Below are 22,639 nucleotides of genomic sequence, written 5' to 3' on the forward strand. Positions count from 1 at the left end.
ATAATTTTATCAACAGCTGTTTCCCCCTTGATCGATACAGTCCGGGATGCCAATTCCTCGATAAGAACTACCGGCAGTAAATACACCTGGAAGTTGATCAGATAATCCTCTTTCTAATTTCTCAATAAGTTGTTTATGCCCGATTTGATATTGAGGCATAGCGTTTTTCCAACGAGATACAACTGAAAATAATGGGTTACCTTCAATTTTCATAATTTTATTTAAATCGTGTAGAACTATTTCTTCTAATGCTTCATCTGAAAGATCGACAATTTCTTGATCACCTGGTCGTCCGAGATAACAGCGTAATAATGCTTTCCCTTCAGGCGCTGCTGTTTCTGGCCATTTTTTATGTGTCCACGTGCAAGCTGTAATGCGATAGTTACTATTACGAGATACAACAAAACCCGTCCCATCAATATCATTTTTTACCGCCGATTGATCGAAGGCTAATGCAACATTGGAAACAGAAGTGGCTCTGATGTCATCTAATTCCGTGACAAAATCATAAGACCGTAACATCTGTTTCATAACAGGATAAGGAGTTGTGATTAACACACTATCACTTAAAAATTCTGTACCATCTTGTAGTCGAATCTGATATCCGTTTCCCATTTTTGAAATAGATTCCACAGCTGTCTGCGTTGATACTATATCTCCCAGTGATTCTGCTAATGCTTCCACTAAGGTTTGTAAACCGCCTTCAATACTATAAAACATACTTCGCTTCTTAGCTGCTACAGGAGAAGGAGCTGGCATTGTTTTCTGTAAACCTTTAATAAGACTGCCGTATTTTTGTTCTAAATGATAGAAATTTGGGAAGGTGGCCATCAAACTTAAATCGTCCATATCGCCGGCATAAATACCTGATAATAATGGCTCAATTAAGTTTTCTACAACTTCATCGCCTAACCGTCTTCTAAAAAACTTACCTAATGATTGATCCTCCGCTGGCTCTCCTTTTGGTTTAATAAAATCGATACCTGCCCGTAATTTTCCACTCATACTAAAAAGAGATGAAGATAAAAAAGGACGAACTTGAGTTGGAATACCCATAAATGATCCTTGTGGCATAGGATGTAAATCGTCTCCTACTAAAATGTAGGATTTACCTGTTCCATTCTTCACAAGTTTATCCCCAATACCAACATCGTAAGCAAGGCGTTCTGCTGATTGCTTACGAATTAAAAAGGAATCTGGTCCACGTTCGATCGTATAGCCTTCCCTACGTTCTGTATCAATCTTTCCACCTAAATGCTTGCTTGCTTCCAATAGTTGCAGCTGATAGTTTAAGCCTTGTTCCTGGATTTTTTTATTCAAATAATAAGCGGCAGTAAGTCCGGTTATACCACCGCCTATAATCGTTATTCTTTTCATTACTGATCATCACGCTGCAGTTTATTTAATACTACATCAGCTAAAGTATCGATAAACATTGGATCGACATTTGGCATTGGAGGTCGATAGTATGTTGCTTGAATTTCGTCACAAACCACCTTGCATTCATAATCATTGTCATACAATACTTCCAGGTGATCAGCAACAAATCCAACTGGTGCATAAATAAAGGAATCGTAGCCTTTCTGTTCAAAAAGATCGCGCGTTAAATCCTGTACATCTGGACCCAACCATGGATCAGGGGGGTGTTGCCTTCACTTTGCCAGCCGATTTCCACATTTGGAATACCTGTTTGCTGTTGAATTAACGTTGCAGTCCGTTCTAATTGTTGTGGATAGGGATCACCATTGCAAAATTTTCTTTGGTAAACTATGTGCAGATACTACTAATACTGTTTTATCTTTGTTTTCAATTTTTTGATATTCTTTATTAATGGCATTCGCCCAATAGTTGATGAATCCTTCTGCATCATACCAGCTTTCGACAGACTGAATAGCGATGCCATACTTTTCTGCCTCTTTCTGTGCTCTTCCATTATAAGCCTTCACACTAAAAGTAGAGTAATGGGGTGCTAATACGATCGTAACCGCTTCTTTCATTCCATCATCAGCCATTTGTTTCACAGCATCTTCGATAAATGGTTCAATGTGTTTTAACCCAAGATACTGTACAAACTCGACATCGTCTTGTTTTTCATTAACACGTTTTTCAAGAGCTGCTGCTTGTTCCTTTGTGATACGTGCCAATGGTGATAGACCACCAATAGCCTGATAACGCTCAGTTAAATCATCCAGCATTTCCTGTGTAGGTTTGCGGCCATGGCGAATATCTGTATAATAGCGCTCAATATCTGCTTCTTGGTATGGTGTTCCATAAGCCATTACGAGTAGTCCTATTTTTTTCTTTGCCATGATTATGACATCCTTTCTTATTGTTGGGAGTAATGATGAATAAATTCTGTCAGCTGTTTAAGACGATCGGGACTAATTTCAGGTGTCACACCATGTCCTAAGTTAAAGATATGACTAGGATGTTGTTTCCCTTCGTCAATGATTTGCTTCGTCTTCTGTTCCACCACTTGCCAATCTGCTAACAAAAAGGCTGGATCAAGATTGCCTTGCAGTGCTTTTGTCACATCTAATTGTCTTGCATCACTAATGGAGAGTCGCCAGTCCAAACCAATCACATCTACCGGTAAGTCATTCCATTCTTTAATAAGATGACTGGCACCAACACCAAAGATAATTAAAGGCACGTTTGTTTCACGTAATTCACTGAATATACGGTTCATGATTGGCTTGATATAGATACGATAATCTGTAACATTGAGAGCTCCAACCCATGAATCAAATATTTGAATCACCTGTGCTCCAGCGTTGACTTGTGCTTTCACATATGTAATCGTCATATCCGCTAATTTATCCATTAATAAAAACCATGCTTTTGTATCACTATACATGAAAGCTTTTGTTTTATGATAATTCTTTGATGGGCCACCTTCAATCATATAACTTGCCAATGTAAAAGGTGCTCCACTAAATCCAATTAGTGGTACATTTAATTGTTCCCTTGTTAATAAACGAATTGTATCCAATACATATGGAACATCACTTTCCGGATCAATTGCACCTAACTTCTCCACATCACGAAAAGAAGTAATCGGGTTATCAATTACAGGTCCGATTCCTGATTTAATCTCAACATCTACTCCTATAGAGGGTAATGGGGGGGACATGATATCTTTATATAAAACTGCTGCATCTACATCATACATCTCCACTGGCAACCTTGTCACATAGGCACAAAGTTCTGGTTGATGCGTAATTTCAAATAAAGAGTATTTCTTTTTGAGCTCCCTGTATTCCTTTTGGGATCTCCCTGCCTGACGCATGTACCAGACAGGTGTATAGTCTGTTGCTTCGCCTCGAAATGCTTTTAAAATTGTATCATTAAATTTTGTCAATTATTTTCACCCTTTTTTCTATTCCATTCTACTATAGAAGTTTTGGCCTATCCTGTATAGTATTTAGCAAAAATGTTCACTAAATTGTAATTATTATAACTAAAAAGTAAGTTTAAATAGTTAGGGATTAAAAGTCAAACTTTAAGGATGCTACATTGGATGGTTCCCCCTGTTTGCTTTGTTAATGGATTATATGGGACCACATAATATTCTCCTGTTTGAAAAACATTTATCTGACTAATCGTATAAGATCCTTGGCCTTCTACTTCCCCCCCTACTAAACGATCGCCTTCTTCCGCCTGTTCAAATATGCGGTAAATAATCCTGCTATCCTCGGCAGGTGTCCAATTTAACTCTCCTCTCAAGATCGAAAAACCACCAAATTGAATCGAAGCAGTTATATCTGTAATGGTTGGTAATTCAATCGGCTGTGGTAAATCTTCGACATCATCCGGAATGGTAAAAATCTCTGTTAAGGATTGCCGTTTATTGATTTCGGTTAAAATTGATTTAGTGAGACGGGTCGAAGCTTCTGATCCGGTTGTCAGATAATTTTCGGCTGTTGCGATGTCATAGCCAATCCATGCGGTCACCACATATTCAGGCGTAACTCCTGCAAACCAGGCATCTTTTACCCCCCATCTTCTACTCTTGGATGCTGTGTTGATCCGGTTTTACCTGCTAAGGCTTTTTCGTAATCCCCCTGCTTCTCCCGTTCCTTCTTCCACTACTGCTTCTAACATACGTAACATATTCCACGATGTCTGTGAATTAAATACACTCTTCGTTTCTCTTTCCTTTGGTTGTACTTTTTCCTGATCACGATCAAGAATAGCGTCTATACTTCTTGCTTCGATCCATTCACCATGATGAATGAAGGTTCGGTATCCTTCCGTAATTTGGATGGGGTCCAAGCCTGTTTCCAAACCACCTAATGCCATTGCTAATCCTGAATCTGATATATTTATCTTCATTTTTTCTAAAATGGATTTACTGTACTCTATCCCTATCTGGTCTAATATCCATACTGCTGGTGCATTTTTTGACTCCACCACTGCTTGATATAAGGTAACTTCTTCCTCATAGTTATCATCTGCATTTCCAACCCGGTAGCCATCATAATTAATGTCCTGATCCGGAATTAAATCGTAAGGCAAATAATTTCCAAGCTGCATTGCCGGCCCATAAACTGCTAATGGCTTTATGACCGATCCCGGTTGTTTTTTCGTTATTACATGATTGATATCATTTAGTTGAAAATCCCGGCCTGCGATTAATGCTTGCAGATTACCTGTTGTTTGTTCCATTAAGATAAAACTACCATCAACCGCATCATTAGATCCGTGAAAAAAATCACTCTTTTGCATTTGCTCGTATGCAATTTTTTGGATAGTTGGATCCATGTTTACCTCGATTGTATAGCCACCTCTTTTTAATGCTTCACGACTTAAATCATAGACTTCTTCTGTTTCTGCTAATACATAGGCGAAGTAATCATCTAACCATGGTTCTCTTTCCTCTTGTTGGGCTTGAACTTCAATCGAAGTTGTTTGCATGTCGAGCATATCCTCGGTAGAAATATTATCATTATTAGCCATTTGCTGCAGAACAAGGTTGCGTCGATTTTTTGCTTTTTCAAGGTCATGATGTGGAGTATATGTATTGGGCGCCTTCACTAAAGCAGCTAATAACGCCCCTTCTTCAACACTTAACTCTTCAATATTTTTTCCGAAATAATAATCCGCTGCCGTTCCTATTCCATAAATACCATGAGCAAGGTAAATTTCATTTAAATATAATTCCAGTATTTGCGATTTAGTATAATTGCGCTCCAAATAGACCGATGCCATCACTTCTTTTGTTTTTCGCATCCATGTTTTATCATTAACTAAAAATAAGTTCTTAGCCAATTGCTGGGTAATCGTACTACCCCCCCCTTCTACTTTGCTCATTGCTATAATATCACGGTATACGGCTCGTGCAACAGCAGGAAATGATATCCCGGCATGCTCATAAAAGCGCTTATCTTCCATGGCAATAAATGCTTCTTCCACGTGATCTGGAATTTGATCAAGTGTGACATAGTCTCTATTTTCAGTGTAAAGCTTTCCAAGTACGGTACCATCTTCCGCTACAACCGATGACGCTGTTGGGAGAATAACGGCCTTCTCATCAAATACAAAACGACCACCAAAGATGATGAAAAGATACCCTAACCATGCCAGTAGAAACATTGCCGTCATAGTAATGGTCAGCCACTTATAATGTTTCATCCATAACCATACTGAATTCAGTATCTGATGTATTTTCACCTTATCCAATCCTGCTGCACCACCTTTCCACTAAATTTCGACAATAGTTTTATTTTATCATAGAATATTGTAAAGCAACCAATGTTATAATGGAAGAAAAAGTATTGGAGGAAATAATAATGAACGCTTATATGACAAATGGAACCTATGAATTTTTAGAGAAACTGAAAGAGAAACAAACGATCTCACCTTTTCTGCTCATCCACAATGGTGTAAAAACAATTGCCTATTATGAAGATACTCATTTATCTATATTCGAATCAAGTAGAAATTATCAAATTCTTGCACAAATTGGACATTTAGCTGAAGTTGGATTCATGAGCATGTCTCATCTACCGGTCACGGAAGAAGGCCAGCCTATCTTCGAAATGGATTTTAAACAAAAAGTGAAGGAAATGGATACTGTTGATGGTGTTATTGGAGCAAGAATTCTACAGCCACAGCAAGGTCATACTTATATTCTGTTAGTAGAATGGCAAGAACAGAAGGATTATCAGGCATGGAAAAGCAGTGAACCATTACCAAATAAGAAAAATGCCTCTTATATTTCTGGTGATATTTATACTGAAACCTTTGAAGTTGGAGAAGAAGAATAAAAAATTATTCAAAATGTATTAATTCGCTGACCCAATTTTCTTTCAGCTTCTACACGTATTCAACATTTCGATAATGATGCGATTGCTTTGCAGCCGAAACTATCTTTATAAAAATAAAACAAGGTTAGGAGGGTTGACATGAGGATTCTATTGGTAGAGGATGACAAAACGATTGCATCCGGATTGGAATATTCGTTGCGGCAGGAGGGATATGAGCCGCTTATTTGCCATAACGTAGAATTGGCAATAAAGATTATAAAAGAACAGTTGGAAGGGATCGATTTATGTTTGTTCGATTTGTCCCTTCCAGATGGCAGCGGGTATGACTTATGCGCAATGATTAAAAAACTCAGTGACAAGCCCGTGATTTTTTAACCGCTCTTGACGATGAAGTAAACGTGGTAATGGGCCTGGATATGGGTGCAGATGATTATATCACTAAGCCATTCCGGATTCGCGAATTACTTTCAAGGATTAAATCAGTGTTAAGACGTTATCAGAAGCAGACCCCACAAGCAAACACACACATCAATATTGAAAACATTCGTATCAACACATTGGAAGGCAAAGTATATAAAAACGGCGAAGAAGTGTTCTTAACCAATTTAGAATACCGGCTTCTGCTCATTTTTGCCAATCATATCGGACAGGTGTTGACAAGAACACAGCTGCTAGATCGGATATGGGATGTAGCTGGAGATTTTGTCAACGATAATACATTGACTGTCTATATCAAAAGGATCCGGGAAAAACTGGAAGACAATCCAAAGAGTCCGTCGATCATCAAGACTATGCGCGGGATGGGCTATAAGGTAGGAAAATAACATGTGGAAAAACCCCCCCGAAATTCAAAAGTTAATGATACTGCTAGTTTTCATTAGTGCAGCAGCAACCATCCTGGCAGCAGTTCTTTTTTCAGGTCTTACTGCTTTATTTGTATGGATTACTTCTATCTTCCTCATCATTAGCAGTCTAATTTTCACGAGATGGCGATATAAGGAAATCGAAAAGCTCTCAGAATACTTAAGAAAGATTTCCAGCGGTGATTACGAGCTTGATCTGCGTGATAACCATGAGGGAGAACTGAGCATTTTAAAAAGTGACATATATAAGGTGACATTAATGCTTTCCGAGCAACGGTCGCTATTGGAAGAGGACAAACATCAGTTAACCAACGCTATTTCAGATATATCCCATCAGCTCAAAACACCCCCTAACCTCCATGATGATGATGGCCGATCTATTAAGCGATAAAAAACTGGAAGAGTCAAAACGTGTAGAATTCACTCAGAATATTCGTGTTCAATTAGAAAGAATCGACTGGCTGGTTTCCTCTTTATTAAAATTGTCTAAAATTGACGCTGGTACTGTTAATTTTAAAAGCAACAAAGTACATATTAACGAGGTGATTCAACGTGCGGTTCAACCCGTTCTGATTCCAATGGATATTAAGGAGCAGGCTTTCATTGTAAGTGGCGAAGACTCCGTGTCATTTACCGGTGATTTTCATTGGACAGCTGAAGCTATGATTAACATCTTAAAGAATTGTGTGGAGCATACACCGGTTAAAGGGGGGGAAATTTCAATCCATTACGAGGAAAATCCACTTTTTACAAAAATTTGTATCAAGGATAACGGAAAAGGGATCGACAAGGAGGATATTCCCTATATATTCCGGCGTTTTTATAAAGGGAAAAATGCAGGAGAAGACAGCGTTGGAATCGGTCTTGCGATGGCATACAGTATCATCACCTCGCAGCACGGAAATATCGATGTCAAAAGCGATAAAGGAAATGGAACAGAATTTATCATCAAATTTTACAAAAGGACAGCAAATAGCAACTGAGTTTAGCAAACCTTCTAAATCAGAAAGTTATTTCACCCTCTAAGTGAATAAATTATCACTTTTCTAGTCACTTTACAGTCATATTAGGCAGATATACTAGATTCAATATCGAATATATTGGAGGTTTTACAATGGATATTTTACAAATAGAAAATCTGTCTAAGATTTATGGTGAAGGAGAAACGGCGGTTAAGGCACTGGATAATATATCTTTCTCTGTGAAAAAAGGGGGGGAATTCATAGCGATCATTGGACCATCAGGATCCGGGAAATCCACCCTGCTTCATCTGCTAGGCGGTGTTGATCGTCCATCAAGTGGCAAGATTCTAATTGATAACACGGATATTTATGAGTTAAACGAGACACAACTGGCGATTTTCAGAAGAAGGCAGATTGGGCTGATTTATCAGTTCTATAATCTTATTCCAATTTTGACAGTAGAAGAAAATATCACATTACCGATGCTATTAGATCAACACAGAGTTGATAAGAAGCAATTTAAAGATATTGTTTCTATACTCGGTCTCAACGATCGATTGAATCACCTGCCAAATCAGCTTTCCGGTGGTCAGCAGCAGCGTGTGTCCATTGGCAGGGCCTTGATCAGTAATCCTGCTATCATACTGGCAGATGAGCCGACAGGCAACCTTGACAGTAAGAATAGCGGCGAGATTATTGAACTGTTAAAAATGTTCAACAAAACCTATAACCAAACGCTGATCGTCATTACCCATGATGAGCGGATTGCCTTACAAGCTGATCGTGTGATCGAAGTTAATGATGGCAGGATTAGTAAGGACGAGGTGATTCGTCCATGAACATCATCAATAAACTGACGATACGGCATATGAAGAAAAATAAGCGAAGAACTTTAGTTACTATCATCGGTGTTATTATTTCTGTTGCGATGCTTACCGCTGTTGCAACATTAGCTGTATCGTTTCTCGACTTAATGAAAAGACAAACCATCGCAATGGATGGGGAATGGCATGTGCAATACAAAAATGTCAACCTTAATCAATTGGAAGCTATTGCTAAAGATAAAAACACCGATAAGTTGATTCTTTCCAATGACCTGGGTTATTCAAAATTAGAAGGTGCGGATAAAGAAAACAAACCTTTCTTATTCATCAAAGAATACAATCAGCAGGGATTCAAGCAATTTCCAATTGTATTGAGCAAAGGTCGTTTTCCTGCTGCGGAAAATGAAGTGCTCCTGCCAGAACACTTAGCAAAAGATACAGGTATTCAGTATAAGATTGGTGACCAAATAACCCTGAAGATAGGAAATCGTTATATCGAAGGCTCACCCGACGCTTTAGGACAGAATGATCCACTTCAAAGAGAGGAAGATGGTGTTTCTGAAGAACTGCGACTCGAGTCCACAGAGACCTTTACGGTCGTTGGCATTATGAAGCGACCATCCTGGGAACCGATGTGGTCACCTGGTTATACCATAATCAGCTATATTGACAAGAATTTATTAGACTCCTCGGACACTGTCAACGCTGTGGTAACCGTCAAGGACGTAAAAATATCACTATTGAAAAGCGCACATAATTTAGCAGATGATCATAATATTGAAATGGTAACCTTTAACAAAGAATTATTACGATACTATGGAGTGACCACTAATATCAACTTGTTTTTTACATTTTTCTCACTTACAGGCATTATAGTGGCTGTCATCATCATTGGCTCTGTCTCGTTAATATATAATGCATTTGCTATCAGCGTTTCTGAACGATCGCGTCACTTAGGGATGCTTTCCAGTGTTGGAGCAACTAAAAAACAAAAACGTAATTCTGTCTTCTTTGAAGGTGCAGTCATTGGACTAATCAGTGTTCCGACTGGTGTCATCTCCGGTATTGCTGGTATTGGTGTGACCTTTCTGATTCTTAACTCCTTTATCAAAGATGCATTAGGTACGACTGAAAAGCTTCAGGTTGTCATTACACCGCTATCTATTCTAGTATCGTGTATCATTTCCATCGTGACGATTTTCATTTCTACTTATATTCCAGCACGAAAGGCATCGAGGATCTCAGCGATAGATGCCATCCGTCAAACACAGGACATTAAGTTATCCCGAAAGAAAGTAAAAACGTCAAAAATAGTGCGTAAACTTTTTGGATTGGAAGCTGAAATTGGTCTGAAAAATATGAAAAGGAACAGAAAGAGGTACTACGCAACATTATTTTCTCTTATCATCAGTATCATTCTCTTTTTATCTGTCTCGTTTTTTACAGAAATTATTGAAAGATCTGCTAAAATATCACAAGCAGGAGTTAATTATGATATTGCCGTCAACGGTGACATAAAGGAGTTAGAGCGATTAACTGACACGGATCAAGTTACTAGTTACAGTATTCAAAAGAGACTACAGGTCACATCCCTGATAGAAGAGACAAAACTTCCCGAGGAGCTTAAAGATCTGATCAACAAAGATAACATCGAACTTGAAAACGGAAAATATCAATACTACGTAAACTTATACGGCATGGACAACACCAGCTTTCAAACTTATGCCAACAAAGCAGGAGTTGATGGCGATAATTATATAAATACCGAGGAACCAACCGCTATCATCATCGAGCACATATCTTATAAGGATATTGAATCTTCCAAATTTATAGAAACGGTTTCCCTTCATACCGATCCAGGAGAAAAACTGTCACTGCTTTACACAAACTATGCAACAAATAAAACCGTTTCTTTATTGGATATCACTATTGGTTCGTTAACAGACGAAGTACCCATGGGCATCTATGCTTCAGGTTTAGGAGGAATTGACGTAATTGTTCCTTTGGATATCTTTAACAGTGTCGTCGATAATACTGAAGCTGTTAATGAAGTGGACGCCAACTTGTATTTGAATAGTACTGATCCAATAAAAACTCAGGAAATACTTGAAAAGGCGCTACCTTCTTCAATGTCTATCTATAATATTTATCAAGAGCAACAACGTGAAAAACAGCTTATTTTGTTCATGTCTGTCTTTACCTATGGATTTATTGCGTTAATTTCATTGATCTCGATTGCCAATATCTTCAATACGATATCAACCAGTATCACATTAAGAAAGCGCGAATTTGCTATGCTGAAATCGGTAGGGATGACACCTAAAGGGTTTAACAAGATGATCCACTACGAAAGCATATTCTACGGATTAAATTCTCTGATTATTGGCCTGCCAATCAGTTTCTCCATCATGTACCTGCTTTATTTGGCCATGAGAGAAACGTTCGAATATGGATTCACGATGCCCTGGCTGGATATCTTCTTTGTCATCATTGCAATATTCATCATCGTCAGTTCCGCGATGCTCTATTCGGTTTCGAAGATCAGGAAGGAAAACATTATTGAAGGATTGAAGCAGGAGAATATTTAACATATATGGTTTGCACAGATAATGGCAAGGGTTATATAACTTTTTAACTTATAACAAAAAGACTGATACGCATTTTTATGCGTTCAGTCTTTTTTGTTTCCTATTCATTACCTAATACTTCCGTACCGAAGAAGCTTTCGAAATTGTCCTGTGGTTGTTCTCCCACAATCCTTGCAGATTCTTTTCCATCCTCAAAGTGAACAATGGTCGGTGTTGCTTCAATATTGTATACATTCCATTGTTCTTCAAATTCTAATAAATTCATTTTCACTAAATCGACACCATATTCTTCCGCGACTGGAACAACCTCTGGTGTTGTCCTTTGACAATGTACACATGTTGGGCTATAAAAATAAACGGTGACGTCTTCTCCGTTTGCCAATTTATTTGCTAAATCCTCGGGTAATATCTGATTTTGATAAATCTCTTCATCTAATTGATCGATGGTAGCCTGGTCCAGTTCACTTTTGCCATAGGGGGGGTTATCAACACCATCTAATTGCTTAGAATTCTGATAATTGACGATAGCGATTAGTCCTCCGAATATTATTACGAGCACTAGTATAAATATAATCATTTTTTTCATATTAAACTCTCCTCTGCTGAACAATTAAATAAAGATGAAGGCTGAAAATAACAAGAAAAGCAATCAATGCCTGAAACGGAATAGTAATAAAACCCAAAAAATCTACATACGTCGTGTTGCAGGGTATTACTCCACAACTATCGCCACTACTTTGTAAGCTGGGAACTTTTTGAATTAGGTAATGATACGAGGAAACTAAAATTCCTATTCCGCTTAAAATGAGTCCAGGAAATCCAAAACGTATGTCTTTTTTATATAATGCATACCCATATATGACAACAAGCGGGTACATTAAGATCCGTTGATACCAGCATAATTCACATGGTATGTATCTCATGATTTCTGAGTAAAATAAACTCCCCATCATCGCAACCAAGCTCTGGGCCCAAATGATAAAAAATACCGTTTCTCTTTTCTTGTCCATATTATCCCTCTCTCCTCTCCCATTTATTATACATTGACTACTTATAAAAACAAATGAATGATTTGTGAAAAAAAGAAGCAGTTTTAAAAACTGCTTCAACCTACAAATCGATAGTATAATTTTTTGGCTTCCTGGGGATTTTTTGTTCCATGTATTAATGTACGACCATCCTTAAAAACTACGATTCTAAACGGATCGATTTCAAAAGATACAAGATAAGGATTGCTGAAGAAATTAGTTAGATTTAAATCTTTTAAGTGTTCTTTAAATTGAATAAAATGAAAGTTTTTTTGAGTACCTGCTCTTATTTGAACGGTATTGCGGCCACATAAAACAGCCGTTTTGACTTGTGCTTGATATTCCAAATTAGGATACTTAGCTTGAGAACAGGATGGACAGTTTTCATCTTTCAATGTCGCTACCTTCAATTCCATTTGTTGATTTTTCCATAAATCAAAAGCTATCAATTTACCAGATAAGGCATCCTGGTTATCCGTCAACAGCTTGATTACCTCTGTTACTTGATGGGCAACCACCATTTGTACTGCTGGACTTATTATACCGACTGTATCACAGGTAGCACCATCATTTGGAATATGATCCATCAAACATTGCAAACATGGTGTCTCATCCGGTAACACCGTAAAGGTCACACCATAACTCGCCACACAGGCACCATAAACCCAAGGCTTACGATATTTTTGACAAATATCATTAATAATCAGTCTTGTATCGAAATTGTCCGTTGCATCGATAATAACATCTACTTCTTCTGCAATTGAATCTAATTCTTCCACTCCAACGTCGATAACTTTCGCTTCAATTATTGTATGACTATTAATCGCCTGTAATCTATTTTTGGCAGCTATTACTTTTGGTGTTTGGTTTTTGACATCTTCCTCAGAAAATAACTGTTGACGTTGCAGGTTGCTTTCTTCTACGTAATCCCGATCCATTAGGGTGATCTTGCCTACACCTGCTCTTACAAGCATTTCCGAACTACTGGAACCAAGAGCGCCTACTCCAATAATCAATACGTGGCTTTCTTGTATACTCCTCTGACCTGCTTCCCCAATGGGTTCGAACAACATCTGTCTGTGATAACGATTATCCGACAACACTTATTCCATCCTTTGGACTACTCGGTACCGCATATGTTTTTTTATCGATTCTTCCTGCTAAATAACCTAATCGGCCAGCTTCAATAGCTAGCTTCATCGCTTCTGCCATCTGGACTGGATCTTTTGCTCCAGATACCGCTGTGTTTAATAATACACCATCCGCCCCCCAGCTCCATCGCATATGCAGCGTCTTTCGGAGAACCAATCCCTGCATCAACAATAACAGGCACTTGCGCTTGTTCAATAATAAATTTCAGGTTTAGTGGGTTAATAATTCCCTGACCGGATCCTATCGGAGAAGCGCCTGGCATAATGGCATGTGCACCTAATTCTTCTAATTTTCTTGCAAGCACCACATCATCTGATGTATACGGCAAAACGGTAAAGCCTTCTGCTAATAATATTTCTGTTGCTTTTAAAGTTTCGACTGGATCAGGCAACAGTGTTTTAGAACAACCAATTATCTCTACCTTTACCATGTCACAAAGACCTGAGGCATGCGCTAACTTAGCAATTCTAACAGCTTCCTCTGCATTTTTAGCTCCTGCTGTATTCGGTAAAAAGTGATATTTATTTAGATCTATTTTTTCTAAAAAGTCGGGTTGTTCTGCATCGAAAATATTCATACGTCTTACGGCAAACGTAAGCACTTCCGTTCCCGAGCGATCTACCGCTTTTTTCTGGATATCATAATTTGGATATTTTCCAGTGCCTAAAAATAAACGTGATTGAAATTTTTTATCCCCTATCGTTAACATGATTCATCCTCCTCCAACAAAATGGACAATTTCAAATTGGTCACCGTCTGATACCTGTGACTCTCTGTGCTGATCTTTTTTCAAAATTATATGATTATGTTCGATAATGAGAGATTTCTTCTCTAAATTTAAATGGTGCAACAACTCCTCCACTGTTTGTATTGGTTGTTTCAGCTGCACACCTTCCCCATTCACCCTAATTTTCATACTTATCGCTCCTAACCAGAAATTTGATAGGTTCTGCTTAACGAAAATGCTTCCACATAATTAGGCTCAACTGTTTTTCCTTCAATAAGATCTGCCATAAATATGGACGTATTTGGTGCTAATAAAATACCATTGCGATAATGACCTGTAGCGATAAAAAGTCCAGATATGGCTGACGATTCTCCTAAATATGGATAACCATCACCGGATAATGGTCTTACTCCCGCCCATATCTTTTCTATTGAAGCCTCGCTTATGTTAGGTAATACCTTCTTCGCACTGTTCAGTAAATATAATATACTTTCTACATTCACTTGCTTGTCGGACTGATACGGCTTGGAAGTTGCCCCCCCAATAATGATTCTGTTTCCCTGCTTAGGAACGAGGTAGCACGATTCGGTAAATATAGTCGATTGAATCAGTGGTTTTTCAGTTATAACCGAGATACATTCTCCTTTTACAGGTATTACTTTTAAAGATGGTAGGTATTTTTCAAAGGCTGAACACCTAAATCCACAAGCTATAATCACTTGCTCCGCATTGAAACATTGATTACTGGTTTTAACTCCCATTACTTTATTGTTCATTATCACTAATTGCTGTACTTCAGTTTGTTCGATTATTTTAGCACCATAGTGTTCCGCAGCCTTTGCGAATGCCTTGGTTAAGTGTGGTGCAGATACTTGTCCTTCATTCGGACACTCAAGCGCCTGATAGAAGTCCTTCGCAATTTCCTTTTCACCCATCTCCTGTGGCGACACGATATGCGCTTCCACTCCATTTTGATGTTGAAATACTTGAATAGCCTTTAATTGATCTTTTTCTTCTTCCCGGTAGATAAGCTTGAAGGCTCCTTTTTCCTCGAATTGAATATCTATACCACTTTCACTGTATAAATCGATCGCCAATTTCGGATACAGGGAACGGCTTTCTTTTGCAAATTGAAACATTGGCGAATCTTCTTTGAACTCCACCTGGACACCTAACATTCCAGCTGCAGCACTGGAAGCTTCGGCACCAATTTCCTTTGCCTCCAGCAATAATACTTGATACCCTCTTTTGCTTAATTGATAGGCAATAGAGACCCCGATTATGCCGCCACCTACAATGATTTGATCAAATTGATTAGACAACTCCTCCCTCCTTCCAATCATTGAACACATCACGGTAGCTTTTTAAAGCTTCCGACGAATCTTTCGCATTCCAAATACCTGACATGATCGCAATCCCACTAGCTCCCGCCTCTAATACAGCTCGAGTCCTTTGGGGGGGTGTGATTCCACCGATTGCAATTGTCGGAAGCGAGACGGATTGTGTGATCTTCTGTAAGGAATTAAGACCTCGGGAGGGTAAGCCTATCTTAGATAAACTAGCGAAAACATGGCCAAAGATAAGAAAGGTTGCTCCTTCTTTTTCCGCTTGAATCGCTTCTTCTAATGAATGTACGGATTTTCCAATAGTAAGCTTGGGAAATGAATTTTTGACAGCTTTGACGGATAAACTATGATAAGCAAGTTGAACACCATGGCAATGATTCAAAACAGCAAGGTCGACTCTATCATTAATAATTAGTTTCTTCTTCGACACTTCATTTTCTTTCAAAAAAGACAGGATCGATTGTAATTCTTGAGCAGTTTTGTTTTTTTCGCGAATATGAATATAATCTAGCTCTGATTGCAAGAAAGGTATCTTTTTCAACTCTTCTGTCGTCAATCTTCCATTGGTAATAAGATGTATTCCTTCCATTCCATCTATCTCTCCTTACATTTTAAGGGAAGCAAAAATGCCACTCATCCAACATGGACAAGTGGCATTGATAAAAAGCAAGATAATTCGCCTTCACACCACTTCCCTCCGCTAGTATTAACCAGTTCAGGTTCAAAGGGTCCGAATGATTCGTCTCAGCTATTTAAAGCTCCCCTAGTGTTCTATCATATTTAGTTTACAGGAAAAGAATAACATACTATCAGGAACTAGCCAATAGTAAAAAAAAATATTTTAATGTTTATTTTTTATGAATAAGGGTAGACATATAATGGAAACACTATACCGAAAGGATGTTGTAGAAATGGCACAAGATCAAAAAAAATTACAAGAATTACTTGATGGATTAAACGTTGACTTAGCTAATGAATATGCAGCAACAATCATGTATACGTATAATGCATCGGTTGTTTCTGGTTTATATCGCTCTCTTTTAAAACCCTTCTTTGAAGATGAAATAACCGATGAAATCGGACATGCATTATATCTATCCGATAAAATTAAAACATTAGGTGGCACACCAACCACGACACCAGCGAAAGTAGAACAATTAACAGATGTAAAAGAAATGTTACAGACATCATTTAAAGCTGAAAAAGAAACGATTGATCGCTACGAAACAAGAAAACAACAAGCAGCTGAATTAGGACTTACCGAACTTGTTGTTCAGCTTGAAGATATGATAGCAGATGAAACGAAACATAAAGAAGAATTACAACGATTATTGACAGACGATAGCTTTCAATAAAACGTGATTTTTAAGTAAGATAGTGTCAATAAATATACTAACCCCCCCTCCCCCCCTTATAAATAGATAAAACAGCTTCCGATAAATTGGAAGCTGTTTTTGTTTTGGTCGGGAAAATATTCAGTCTGTGATATAATGAAAAGAAATTATTTAGGGGTGATCCAAATGCAAGCTAAATTATTCGAAGAAATTGACAGTCTATATGACGAAATGGTGGAGATGCGTCGCTACTTACATCAATATCCGGAACTTTCCTTTCATGAAGTTAAAACTGCTGAATTTATACAAGAACAATATAAATTATTAGATATCCCTTTTCAAGCCAATGTCGGAGGTAATGGGGTTGTCGCAACATTACAAGGTGCGAAACCAGGTAAAACGGTAGCATTAAGAGCTGATTTTGATGGACTACCGATTCAGGATGAGAAGGATGTCGCATATAAATCCCTTAATGATGGCGTGATGCATGCCTGTGCCCATGATGGTCATACTACGACATTACTTGCAGTTGCCAAGGTCTTAAAAAAATATCAGCATGATTTAGCTGGATCTGTTGTCTTTATTCACCAGCATGCGGAGGAAGTTGCTCCAGGTGGTGCGAAACCAATGATTAAAGATGGCGTATTGGAGAATGTCGATGTAGTATATGGTACCCATCTATGGACAAACACTCCATATGGCTTGGTCCAAACTGCACCAGGTAATTTCATGGCTGCTGCCGATAAATTCACAATTATGATTCAAGGAAAAGGTGGGCATGGTGGCATCCCGCACCAAACCAAAGATCCAATTGTGATCGGCTCACAACTGGTGACAAACTTACAGCAGATTATCAGCAGAAAAATTGATCCAATAGAAACGGCTGTGCTTTCCATTGGCTCCTTCCATGCCGGCAACGCCTATAATGTCATACCTGATACCGCTACAATTGAAGGGACAGTGCGGACATTTAATGAAAACATTCAGCAATTTATTATCGATGAGATGACAAGAATCATTAAAGGAACCGCGATCTCATATGATGTTGATTACCATTTTGACTATGCAAAAGGATATCAGCCTTTAGTAAACCATCCTGAACATGCTGAGCGAATTATTAAAGCTGCCTCTTCTGTGGATGGTGTTAAAAAAGCAGAAATGATCCAACCAAGTATGACGGGAGAAGATTTTGCCTATTATGTACAGGAGAAGCCTGGTGCCTTTTTCTTCACAGGTGCTCAAATTGAAAATGGTTTTGTTCCCCCCCATCATCATCCATTATTCGATTTTGATGAACGCGCCATGAAAATTGCTGCAAAAACGTTAATAACTGCAACTTTAAATATAAACAATTAACATGAAAGCGTGGTTTCTATCATGTAGAAACCACGCTTTTTACTGAATGAAAGACAATTTTTCTCGTTTTACTCATTTTTTGTGCTTCATCTGCCTAATGAAGGACACTTTATTATTATCACAGCTTATTTTGTTCTTTATATTAAGTCATCACTTAAACAGCCAGCTTTTTATTAAGATAAGCAGGAATGAAAATCATCACAAAAAACAAACTGCTAATACCCATTAATATACCAATCATCAGCTCTTCAATCACAAACAGAAACAGCGTAAATATTATCGCAACAACTGCAATTAATTGTTTCATCCATTTCATAAAAGCTTGCTTTCTGACTTTTTCTACGATTGGATATAAATCTAACCAGACGATTGTGGTATGATGTTTCCATAATGGGATCAATTGCAGGAAAATCATATAGATAAATAACAATGCGAAGATAAGCTTTAACCACTGATTAGGTACAAAATATATCAGCAATCCTCCTATAATGATCAATCTAAAATAAATACCTAAATATTCTCCACTTCTTACAGTTGTTAAACGATACAGATATGGATAGGCATGATCTTGATTAAAAGGGATTCCTTTTGTTAATAAGCGTGCCAACCAATGTCTTTTCTTCACCGGTATTTCTAAGTGTGGTACTTCGGTGAACATGTTCGCTAAACGGTAAAAGGAGCGCATCCGCATATAATCACTCTCAATCAGCAAGTCCCAATTTAACGCCTTTTGTTTAGTAGCTATTCGGTAATTCGTCGCAAAAAGAACAATCAGCAAAAGGCTTACAGTAGCTAAGAAAATCATCTCTTGACCAATAAAAAAATAAATAAGCGTAACAATTAAAGCAAAACGAACGCCTTTATCCAACAAACGTGTAGAACTATCCCTGACGCGGAGCATCCACCAGTTTGCTACCAGACTCCATGCCTTGATAATGATTAATATGATAAACAATAACCCATATGCAGGTGTTTCCTGATTAGCAAATGCTGCTGCGTATAGAGGAGCTACTGCGACAATCGCTAAGATAAACAAATAAATTTGTGCAACGTAGCTATATACTAAAGTACGAATAAAATAGCCTTGTAACAGATGCTCAGCAGGTATTAAAAAAACGATATCCGCCTTTTTTAACATTGTTTGGATCGGACTATGTGTCGTTACTACGCCTAATACCAACGAAATAACCCATGCTGACGGAAAATAACTTGGAATATCTTCCAAAAACTGCTGATAATAAACAGACATTGCTGACACGATGAATACCATTGCAATAACGATATGTCCAGTTACAATATAGCGTAAATAGCGATTTAATTCTTTTAAGTGGCCAACTAACCGATCCTTAAACAAATTATGAGCATTAAGCATATTGATCGGCTTCTTTCGTCAACTGGATATATAAATCATCCAACGTTGCCTGTGGACGATCAAAGGCCTTTCTTAATTCCTCTAATGTGCCTTGTGCTCTAATCTCACCATCATGTAAAATGACAAAACGATCACAATAACGCTCCGCTGTCGCTAAAATATGAGTGGACATCAATACGCCAGCACCTTGCTCCTTCATCTGATTCATCAATTGTAAATAAGACTGAATACCAAGAGGATCTAACCGACAAATGGTTCATCGACAATATATAAGTCAGGCTCCACTAAGAAGGCACACATAATCATCACCTTCTGTCTCATTCCTTTCGAAAAATGAATAGGAAACCACTTCATCTTGTTTTCCAGTCTGAACTCCTTTAATAATGGATGTACGCGTGCCTGAAAATCATTTTCTGATATTTGATATGCCATTGCTGTTAAACGCAAATGTTCCTCTAATGTTAATTCATCATATAACACAGGCATTTCTGGAATATAAGAGAAATAGTGTCGATAGTTTTCAGGAGATTGCTGAAACGATTTACCTTTAATTGAAACTTCACCATTCTTCGCTTGCATCAGTCCAATTACATGTTTAATTGTGGTACTTTTCCCGGCTCCATTTAATCCAATTAACCCTACAATTTCTTTTGGTTTGACGTCAAAGGATATACCATGGAGCACATTCTTATGCGTATAACCACCTTCTAAATTTTTAATATGTAATAAAGGTTCCATCTACTAACGTCCCTTCTTTATAGAACTAATCCAAAAGTTATTACTTAATATTATCGATTATACCAAATTTTCTTTGTATAAAGAAAATGTTATTGAACAAACTATATCATGAAGGGGGCAAGGTCGCAATAAAAAAGCTTGGATTTAAGCTGGCGTGAGCCTTTGCATGTACGCAGTAAAGAGAAGTATTTTAACTGCCACTTAAGTAGTACCAATCCTTTCAAATGTTTTGTATACAATGGTTGAATAAATCGATCATCAATTGTTTTATTTGTTGTTATCACGACCTTTTTCTCACAAGAATCTTCCCCGTTTCTTGAGATGAAGGAAAACCTTGTCCCTTCAAGCAGGCAGTGTTGTAGAACGAGTTATCGTTTTACAGCACTTCTGCTATTTTTTATGTGTAGCATTTTAAAGCTGACTTAAAATAATGTATAATATAATTAATAAATTATTTCAAAGGAGCGATACATATGACCACCAATTCAGATTGTATCTTTTGCAAAATAAAAAATGGAGAAATACCCTCTGCAATAGTATATGAAGATGATGATGTGTATGCCTTTCTTGATCTCAGTCAGGTTACTAAAGGTCATACACTAGTTATCCCTAAACAGCACACGAAAAACATTTACGAAACAGACGAGACAATTGCCTCAAAGCTCTTCGCTCGTGTCCCTAAAATTGCAAACGCAATAAAAGAAACATTTCAGCCAATTGGTATTAATATACTTAGTAATAACGAAGAAGCCGCTGGACAATCGGTTTTTCATTTACACCTTCATCTAATTCCAAGATATGATCAAGAAGATGGATTTCGTGCAAAATGGGAAACACACGAAGATCAATATGATTTAGCAGAAGTTGCATCGGCAATCAAAAATAATATATAATTTAATAAAAAATGGGTTTGATTGTCGTAAAAAAAGAGAATGGTATATATATGAAAGGAGTGTTCGGAATGATCAACAGTAAATCATTATTAATCGGTTTGCTTGCAGGGGGGGAGCCGTAAGCGCTGTTGCCACCCTATTAAGCACACCGAAGGCAGGTAAGGAATTAAGAACAGATGTCAAAACAAAAAGTAATGAAGCCGTTCGCTATGTAAGCAATCTTAGAACTGAAGGTGTAGATCTTAAAGAACAAATCACTAAAACATCCAAGGAAGGTGCAGCGTTAATAAAAGAACTTTCAACCGATATTAAAGAATCAATCGAATCTTGGAAAAAAACCGTAGAACCCCCCATCAAAAGAATATTCAGAAATACCTGACGCAAATTGAAGAAAGTTTAAAAGAATTAGAAGAAAAAACAAAGTCACAAACGGATCAATAATAAAGCAAAAAGAGTTGGCAAATGTCAGCTCTTTTTTTAATTGATCAAAACAAAATAATCATTAATCAATAGTGCAATCGCTTACTTAATTTATTTACCGAATACCTATTGATTTTTATTGCAAAACATACTATAGTCATGAAGTGTTACTTTGAAACACTCACTTTATAATAAGGGGTGATCCTTTGAACTGTTGGGATTCCATAAACATTAACAAACAACTTGGCCATTATCGCAGTATAATTCTTTCTTTCTTATTTGGACTGTTATCATTTATTTTATTGTATTTACCATTCTCATTAATACATAAAGAGATCATGGTAAAGGATCATGGATTAATTCCGCTGACAATAGGATTAGCGATTTTGCCATTAATGCATAAAATCATACGAATTATACCTTTAAAATGTTTAAATAAAAATATTAAATTAAAATGGAAATGGGAAAAGAAAATATTCCCTAATTTTAACTTGTGTGAACATTCCCATACAACAAAACCTGTTCTATTAATTGCATTATTATTACCAACGATTGTCATCACCATTCCGTGTGTTATAGGAAGTTTTTTCTTAGCTGCCTATTATCCTTACTTTTTATTAGGAGGGGCAATTAATCTAAGCTTATCCTTTATTGACTTTCTCTACATTCGTCAGCTTTGGAAGGCACCTAAAAAATGTGTCATATCCAACGATGAAAAGGGATATGATATTCTGATTTCCCGATAGAGGCTGGGAAAAAAGCAACGT

Annotated in this window: 19 protein-coding genes, 5 pseudogenes and 1 riboswitch; of the genes and pseudogenes, 10 read left to right on the top strand and 14 right to left on the bottom strand. The window is 37.5% G+C overall.

The window, feature by feature from the left end:
* Positions 1-9 precede the first annotated feature (9 nt).
* The 5 genes and pseudogenes from hemY to JCM21714_RS10205 all read right to left on the bottom strand — a co-directional run bounded on the left by hemY (position 10) and on the right by JCM21714_RS10205 (position 5,673).
* Complete coding sequence (gene hemY / locus JCM21714_RS10190) at positions 10-1,377, bottom strand: protoporphyrinogen oxidase (protein ID WP_084040691.1); 1,368 nt, start codon at positions 1,375-1,377, stop codon at positions 10-12.
* Positions 1,377-2,309: pseudogene (gene hemH, locus JCM21714_RS10195) on the bottom strand (ferrochelatase). The gene hemY and the pseudogene hemH overlap by 1 nt, the downstream one beginning before the upstream one ends.
* Before the next feature lie 17 nt (positions 2,310-2,326).
* Positions 2,327-3,361 (bottom strand): uroporphyrinogen decarboxylase, encoded by a 1,035-nt coding sequence (hemE, locus tag JCM21714_RS10200; protein WP_035723981.1) that lies wholly within the window; start codon positions 3,359-3,361, stop codon positions 2,327-2,329.
* Between the two features lie 134 nt (positions 3,362-3,495).
* Positions 3,496-3,957, bottom strand: coding sequence for a hypothetical protein (locus JCM21714_RS21410; protein WP_235182756.1), 462 nt, complete (start codon positions 3,955-3,957; stop codon positions 3,496-3,498).
* Between the two features lie 78 nt (positions 3,958-4,035).
* Complete coding sequence (locus JCM21714_RS10205) at positions 4,036-5,673, bottom strand: transglycosylase domain-containing protein (RefSeq protein ID WP_235182758.1); 1,638 nt, start codon at positions 5,671-5,673, stop codon at positions 4,036-4,038.
* A gap of 119 nt (positions 5,674-5,792) precedes the next feature.
* On the opposite strand from JCM21714_RS10205, the gene JCM21714_RS10210 reads away from it, so the two are divergent.
* The 5 genes and pseudogenes from JCM21714_RS10210 to JCM21714_RS10230 all read left to right on the top strand — a co-directional run bounded on the left by JCM21714_RS10210 (position 5,793) and on the right by JCM21714_RS10230 (position 11,506).
* On the top strand, positions 5,793-6,269 hold the full coding sequence (locus JCM21714_RS10210; protein WP_035723982.1) for an antibiotic biosynthesis monooxygenase family protein: 477 nt from the start codon (positions 5,793-5,795) through the stop codon (positions 6,267-6,269).
* Positions 6,270-6,407: 138 nt separating this feature from the next.
* A pseudogene (locus JCM21714_RS10215) lies at positions 6,408-7,093 on the top strand (response regulator transcription factor).
* 34 nt (positions 7,094-7,127) lie between these two features.
* Positions 7,128-8,115: pseudogene (locus JCM21714_RS10220) on the top strand (sensor histidine kinase).
* 131 nt (positions 8,116-8,246) lie between these two features.
* The gene (locus tag JCM21714_RS10225; RefSeq protein ID WP_035723983.1) at positions 8,247-8,933 is read left to right on the top strand and encodes an ABC transporter ATP-binding protein; all 687 of its coding nucleotides are present in this window, start codon (positions 8,247-8,249) and stop codon (positions 8,931-8,933) included.
* Positions 8,930-11,506 carry an ABC transporter permease gene (locus JCM21714_RS10230; protein WP_035723984.1) on the top strand — a complete coding sequence of 859 codons (2,577 nt, stop codon included), beginning with the start codon at positions 8,930-8,932 and terminating at the stop codon, positions 11,504-11,506. Before JCM21714_RS10225 ends, JCM21714_RS10230 begins: the two co-directional genes overlap by 4 nt.
* A 100-nt stretch (positions 11,507-11,606) precedes the next feature.
* On the opposite strand, the gene JCM21714_RS10235 is transcribed toward JCM21714_RS10230, so the two are convergent.
* The 7 genes and pseudogenes from JCM21714_RS10235 to tenI all read right to left on the bottom strand — a co-directional run bounded on the left by JCM21714_RS10235 (position 11,607) and on the right by tenI (position 16,348).
* Positions 11,607-12,092 (bottom strand): thioredoxin family protein, encoded by a 486-nt coding sequence (locus tag JCM21714_RS10235; RefSeq protein WP_035723986.1) that lies wholly within the window; start codon positions 12,090-12,092, stop codon positions 11,607-11,609.
* 1 nt (position 12,093) lies between these two features.
* Positions 12,094-12,516, bottom strand: coding sequence for a disulfide oxidoreductase (locus JCM21714_RS10240; protein WP_035724017.1), 423 nt, complete (start codon positions 12,514-12,516; stop codon positions 12,094-12,096).
* 95 nt (positions 12,517-12,611) lie between these two features.
* Positions 12,612-13,607 carry a ThiF family adenylyltransferase gene (locus JCM21714_RS10245; RefSeq protein ID WP_035724021.1) on the bottom strand — a complete coding sequence of 332 codons (996 nt, stop codon included), beginning with the start codon at positions 13,605-13,607 and terminating at the stop codon, positions 12,612-12,614.
* A gap of 16 nt (positions 13,608-13,623) precedes the next feature.
* Positions 13,624-14,395, bottom strand: a pseudogene (locus JCM21714_RS10250) (thiazole synthase).
* A 3-nt stretch (positions 14,396-14,398) separates the two neighbouring features.
* Positions 14,399-14,602 carry a sulfur carrier protein ThiS gene (thiS, locus tag JCM21714_RS10255; protein WP_035723987.1) on the bottom strand — a complete coding sequence of 68 codons (204 nt, stop codon included), beginning with the start codon at positions 14,600-14,602 and terminating at the stop codon, positions 14,399-14,401.
* Positions 14,603-14,613: 11 nt separating this feature from the next.
* Positions 14,614-15,735: a glycine oxidase ThiO gene (gene thiO, locus JCM21714_RS10260; RefSeq protein WP_052000516.1), complete on the bottom strand. Its 1,122-nt coding sequence runs from the start codon at positions 15,733-15,735 to the stop codon at positions 14,614-14,616.
* On the bottom strand, positions 15,728-16,348 hold the full coding sequence (tenI, locus tag JCM21714_RS10265) for a thiazole tautomerase TenI (protein WP_035723993.1): 621 nt from the start codon (positions 16,346-16,348) through the stop codon (positions 15,728-15,730). Before tenI ends, thiO begins: the two co-directional genes overlap by 8 nt.
* An 86-nt stretch (positions 16,349-16,434) precedes the next feature.
* A riboswitch (TPP riboswitch) is annotated at positions 16,435-16,534 on the bottom strand.
* A 136-nt stretch (positions 16,535-16,670) separates the two neighbouring features.
* On the opposite strand from tenI, the gene JCM21714_RS10270 reads away from it, so the two are divergent.
* Positions 16,671-17,114: a ferritin-like domain-containing protein gene (locus tag JCM21714_RS10270; protein WP_035724026.1), complete on the top strand. Its 444-nt coding sequence runs from the start codon at positions 16,671-16,673 to the stop codon at positions 17,112-17,114.
* Positions 17,115-17,279: 165 nt separating this feature from the next.
* Positions 17,280-18,449, top strand: coding sequence for a M20 family metallopeptidase (locus tag JCM21714_RS10275; protein WP_035723995.1), 1,170 nt, complete (start codon positions 17,280-17,282; stop codon positions 18,447-18,449).
* Between the two features lie 154 nt (positions 18,450-18,603).
* On the opposite strand, the gene JCM21714_RS10280 is transcribed toward JCM21714_RS10275, so the two are convergent.
* Together JCM21714_RS10280 and JCM21714_RS10285 are read right to left on the bottom strand one after the other, a co-directional pair.
* Positions 18,604-19,821, bottom strand: coding sequence for an ABC transporter permease (locus JCM21714_RS10280; RefSeq protein ID WP_035723998.1), 1,218 nt, complete (start codon positions 19,819-19,821; stop codon positions 18,604-18,606).
* Positions 19,814-20,559, bottom strand: a pseudogene (locus tag JCM21714_RS10285) (ABC transporter ATP-binding protein). The gene JCM21714_RS10280 and the pseudogene JCM21714_RS10285 overlap by 8 nt, the downstream one beginning before the upstream one ends.
* A 473-nt stretch (positions 20,560-21,032) precedes the next feature.
* Here JCM21714_RS10285 and JCM21714_RS10290 point away from each other — a divergent pair.
* The 3 genes from JCM21714_RS10290 to JCM21714_RS10295 all read left to right on the top strand — a co-directional run bounded on the left by JCM21714_RS10290 (position 21,033) and on the right by JCM21714_RS10295 (position 22,618).
* A complete protein-coding gene (locus JCM21714_RS10290) occupies positions 21,033-21,452 on the top strand; it encodes an HIT family protein (RefSeq protein ID WP_035724001.1) in 420 nt (139 codons plus the stop codon).
* 88 nt (positions 21,453-21,540) lie between these two features.
* On the top strand, positions 21,541-21,831 hold the full coding sequence (locus JCM21714_RS19255) for a YtxH domain-containing protein (protein WP_369403546.1): 291 nt from the start codon (positions 21,541-21,543) through the stop codon (positions 21,829-21,831).
* 247 nt (positions 21,832-22,078) lie between these two features.
* Positions 22,079-22,618: a DUF3267 domain-containing protein gene (locus JCM21714_RS10295; protein ID WP_035724003.1), complete on the top strand. Its 540-nt coding sequence runs from the start codon at positions 22,079-22,081 to the stop codon at positions 22,616-22,618.
* Positions 22,619-22,639: the final 21 nt, after the last annotated feature.

This window comes from Gracilibacillus boraciitolerans JCM 21714, from assembly GCF_000521485.1.
In the GTDB taxonomy this organism is placed as follows: domain Bacteria; phylum Bacillota; class Bacilli; order Bacillales; family Amphibacillaceae; genus Gracilibacillus; species Gracilibacillus boraciitolerans.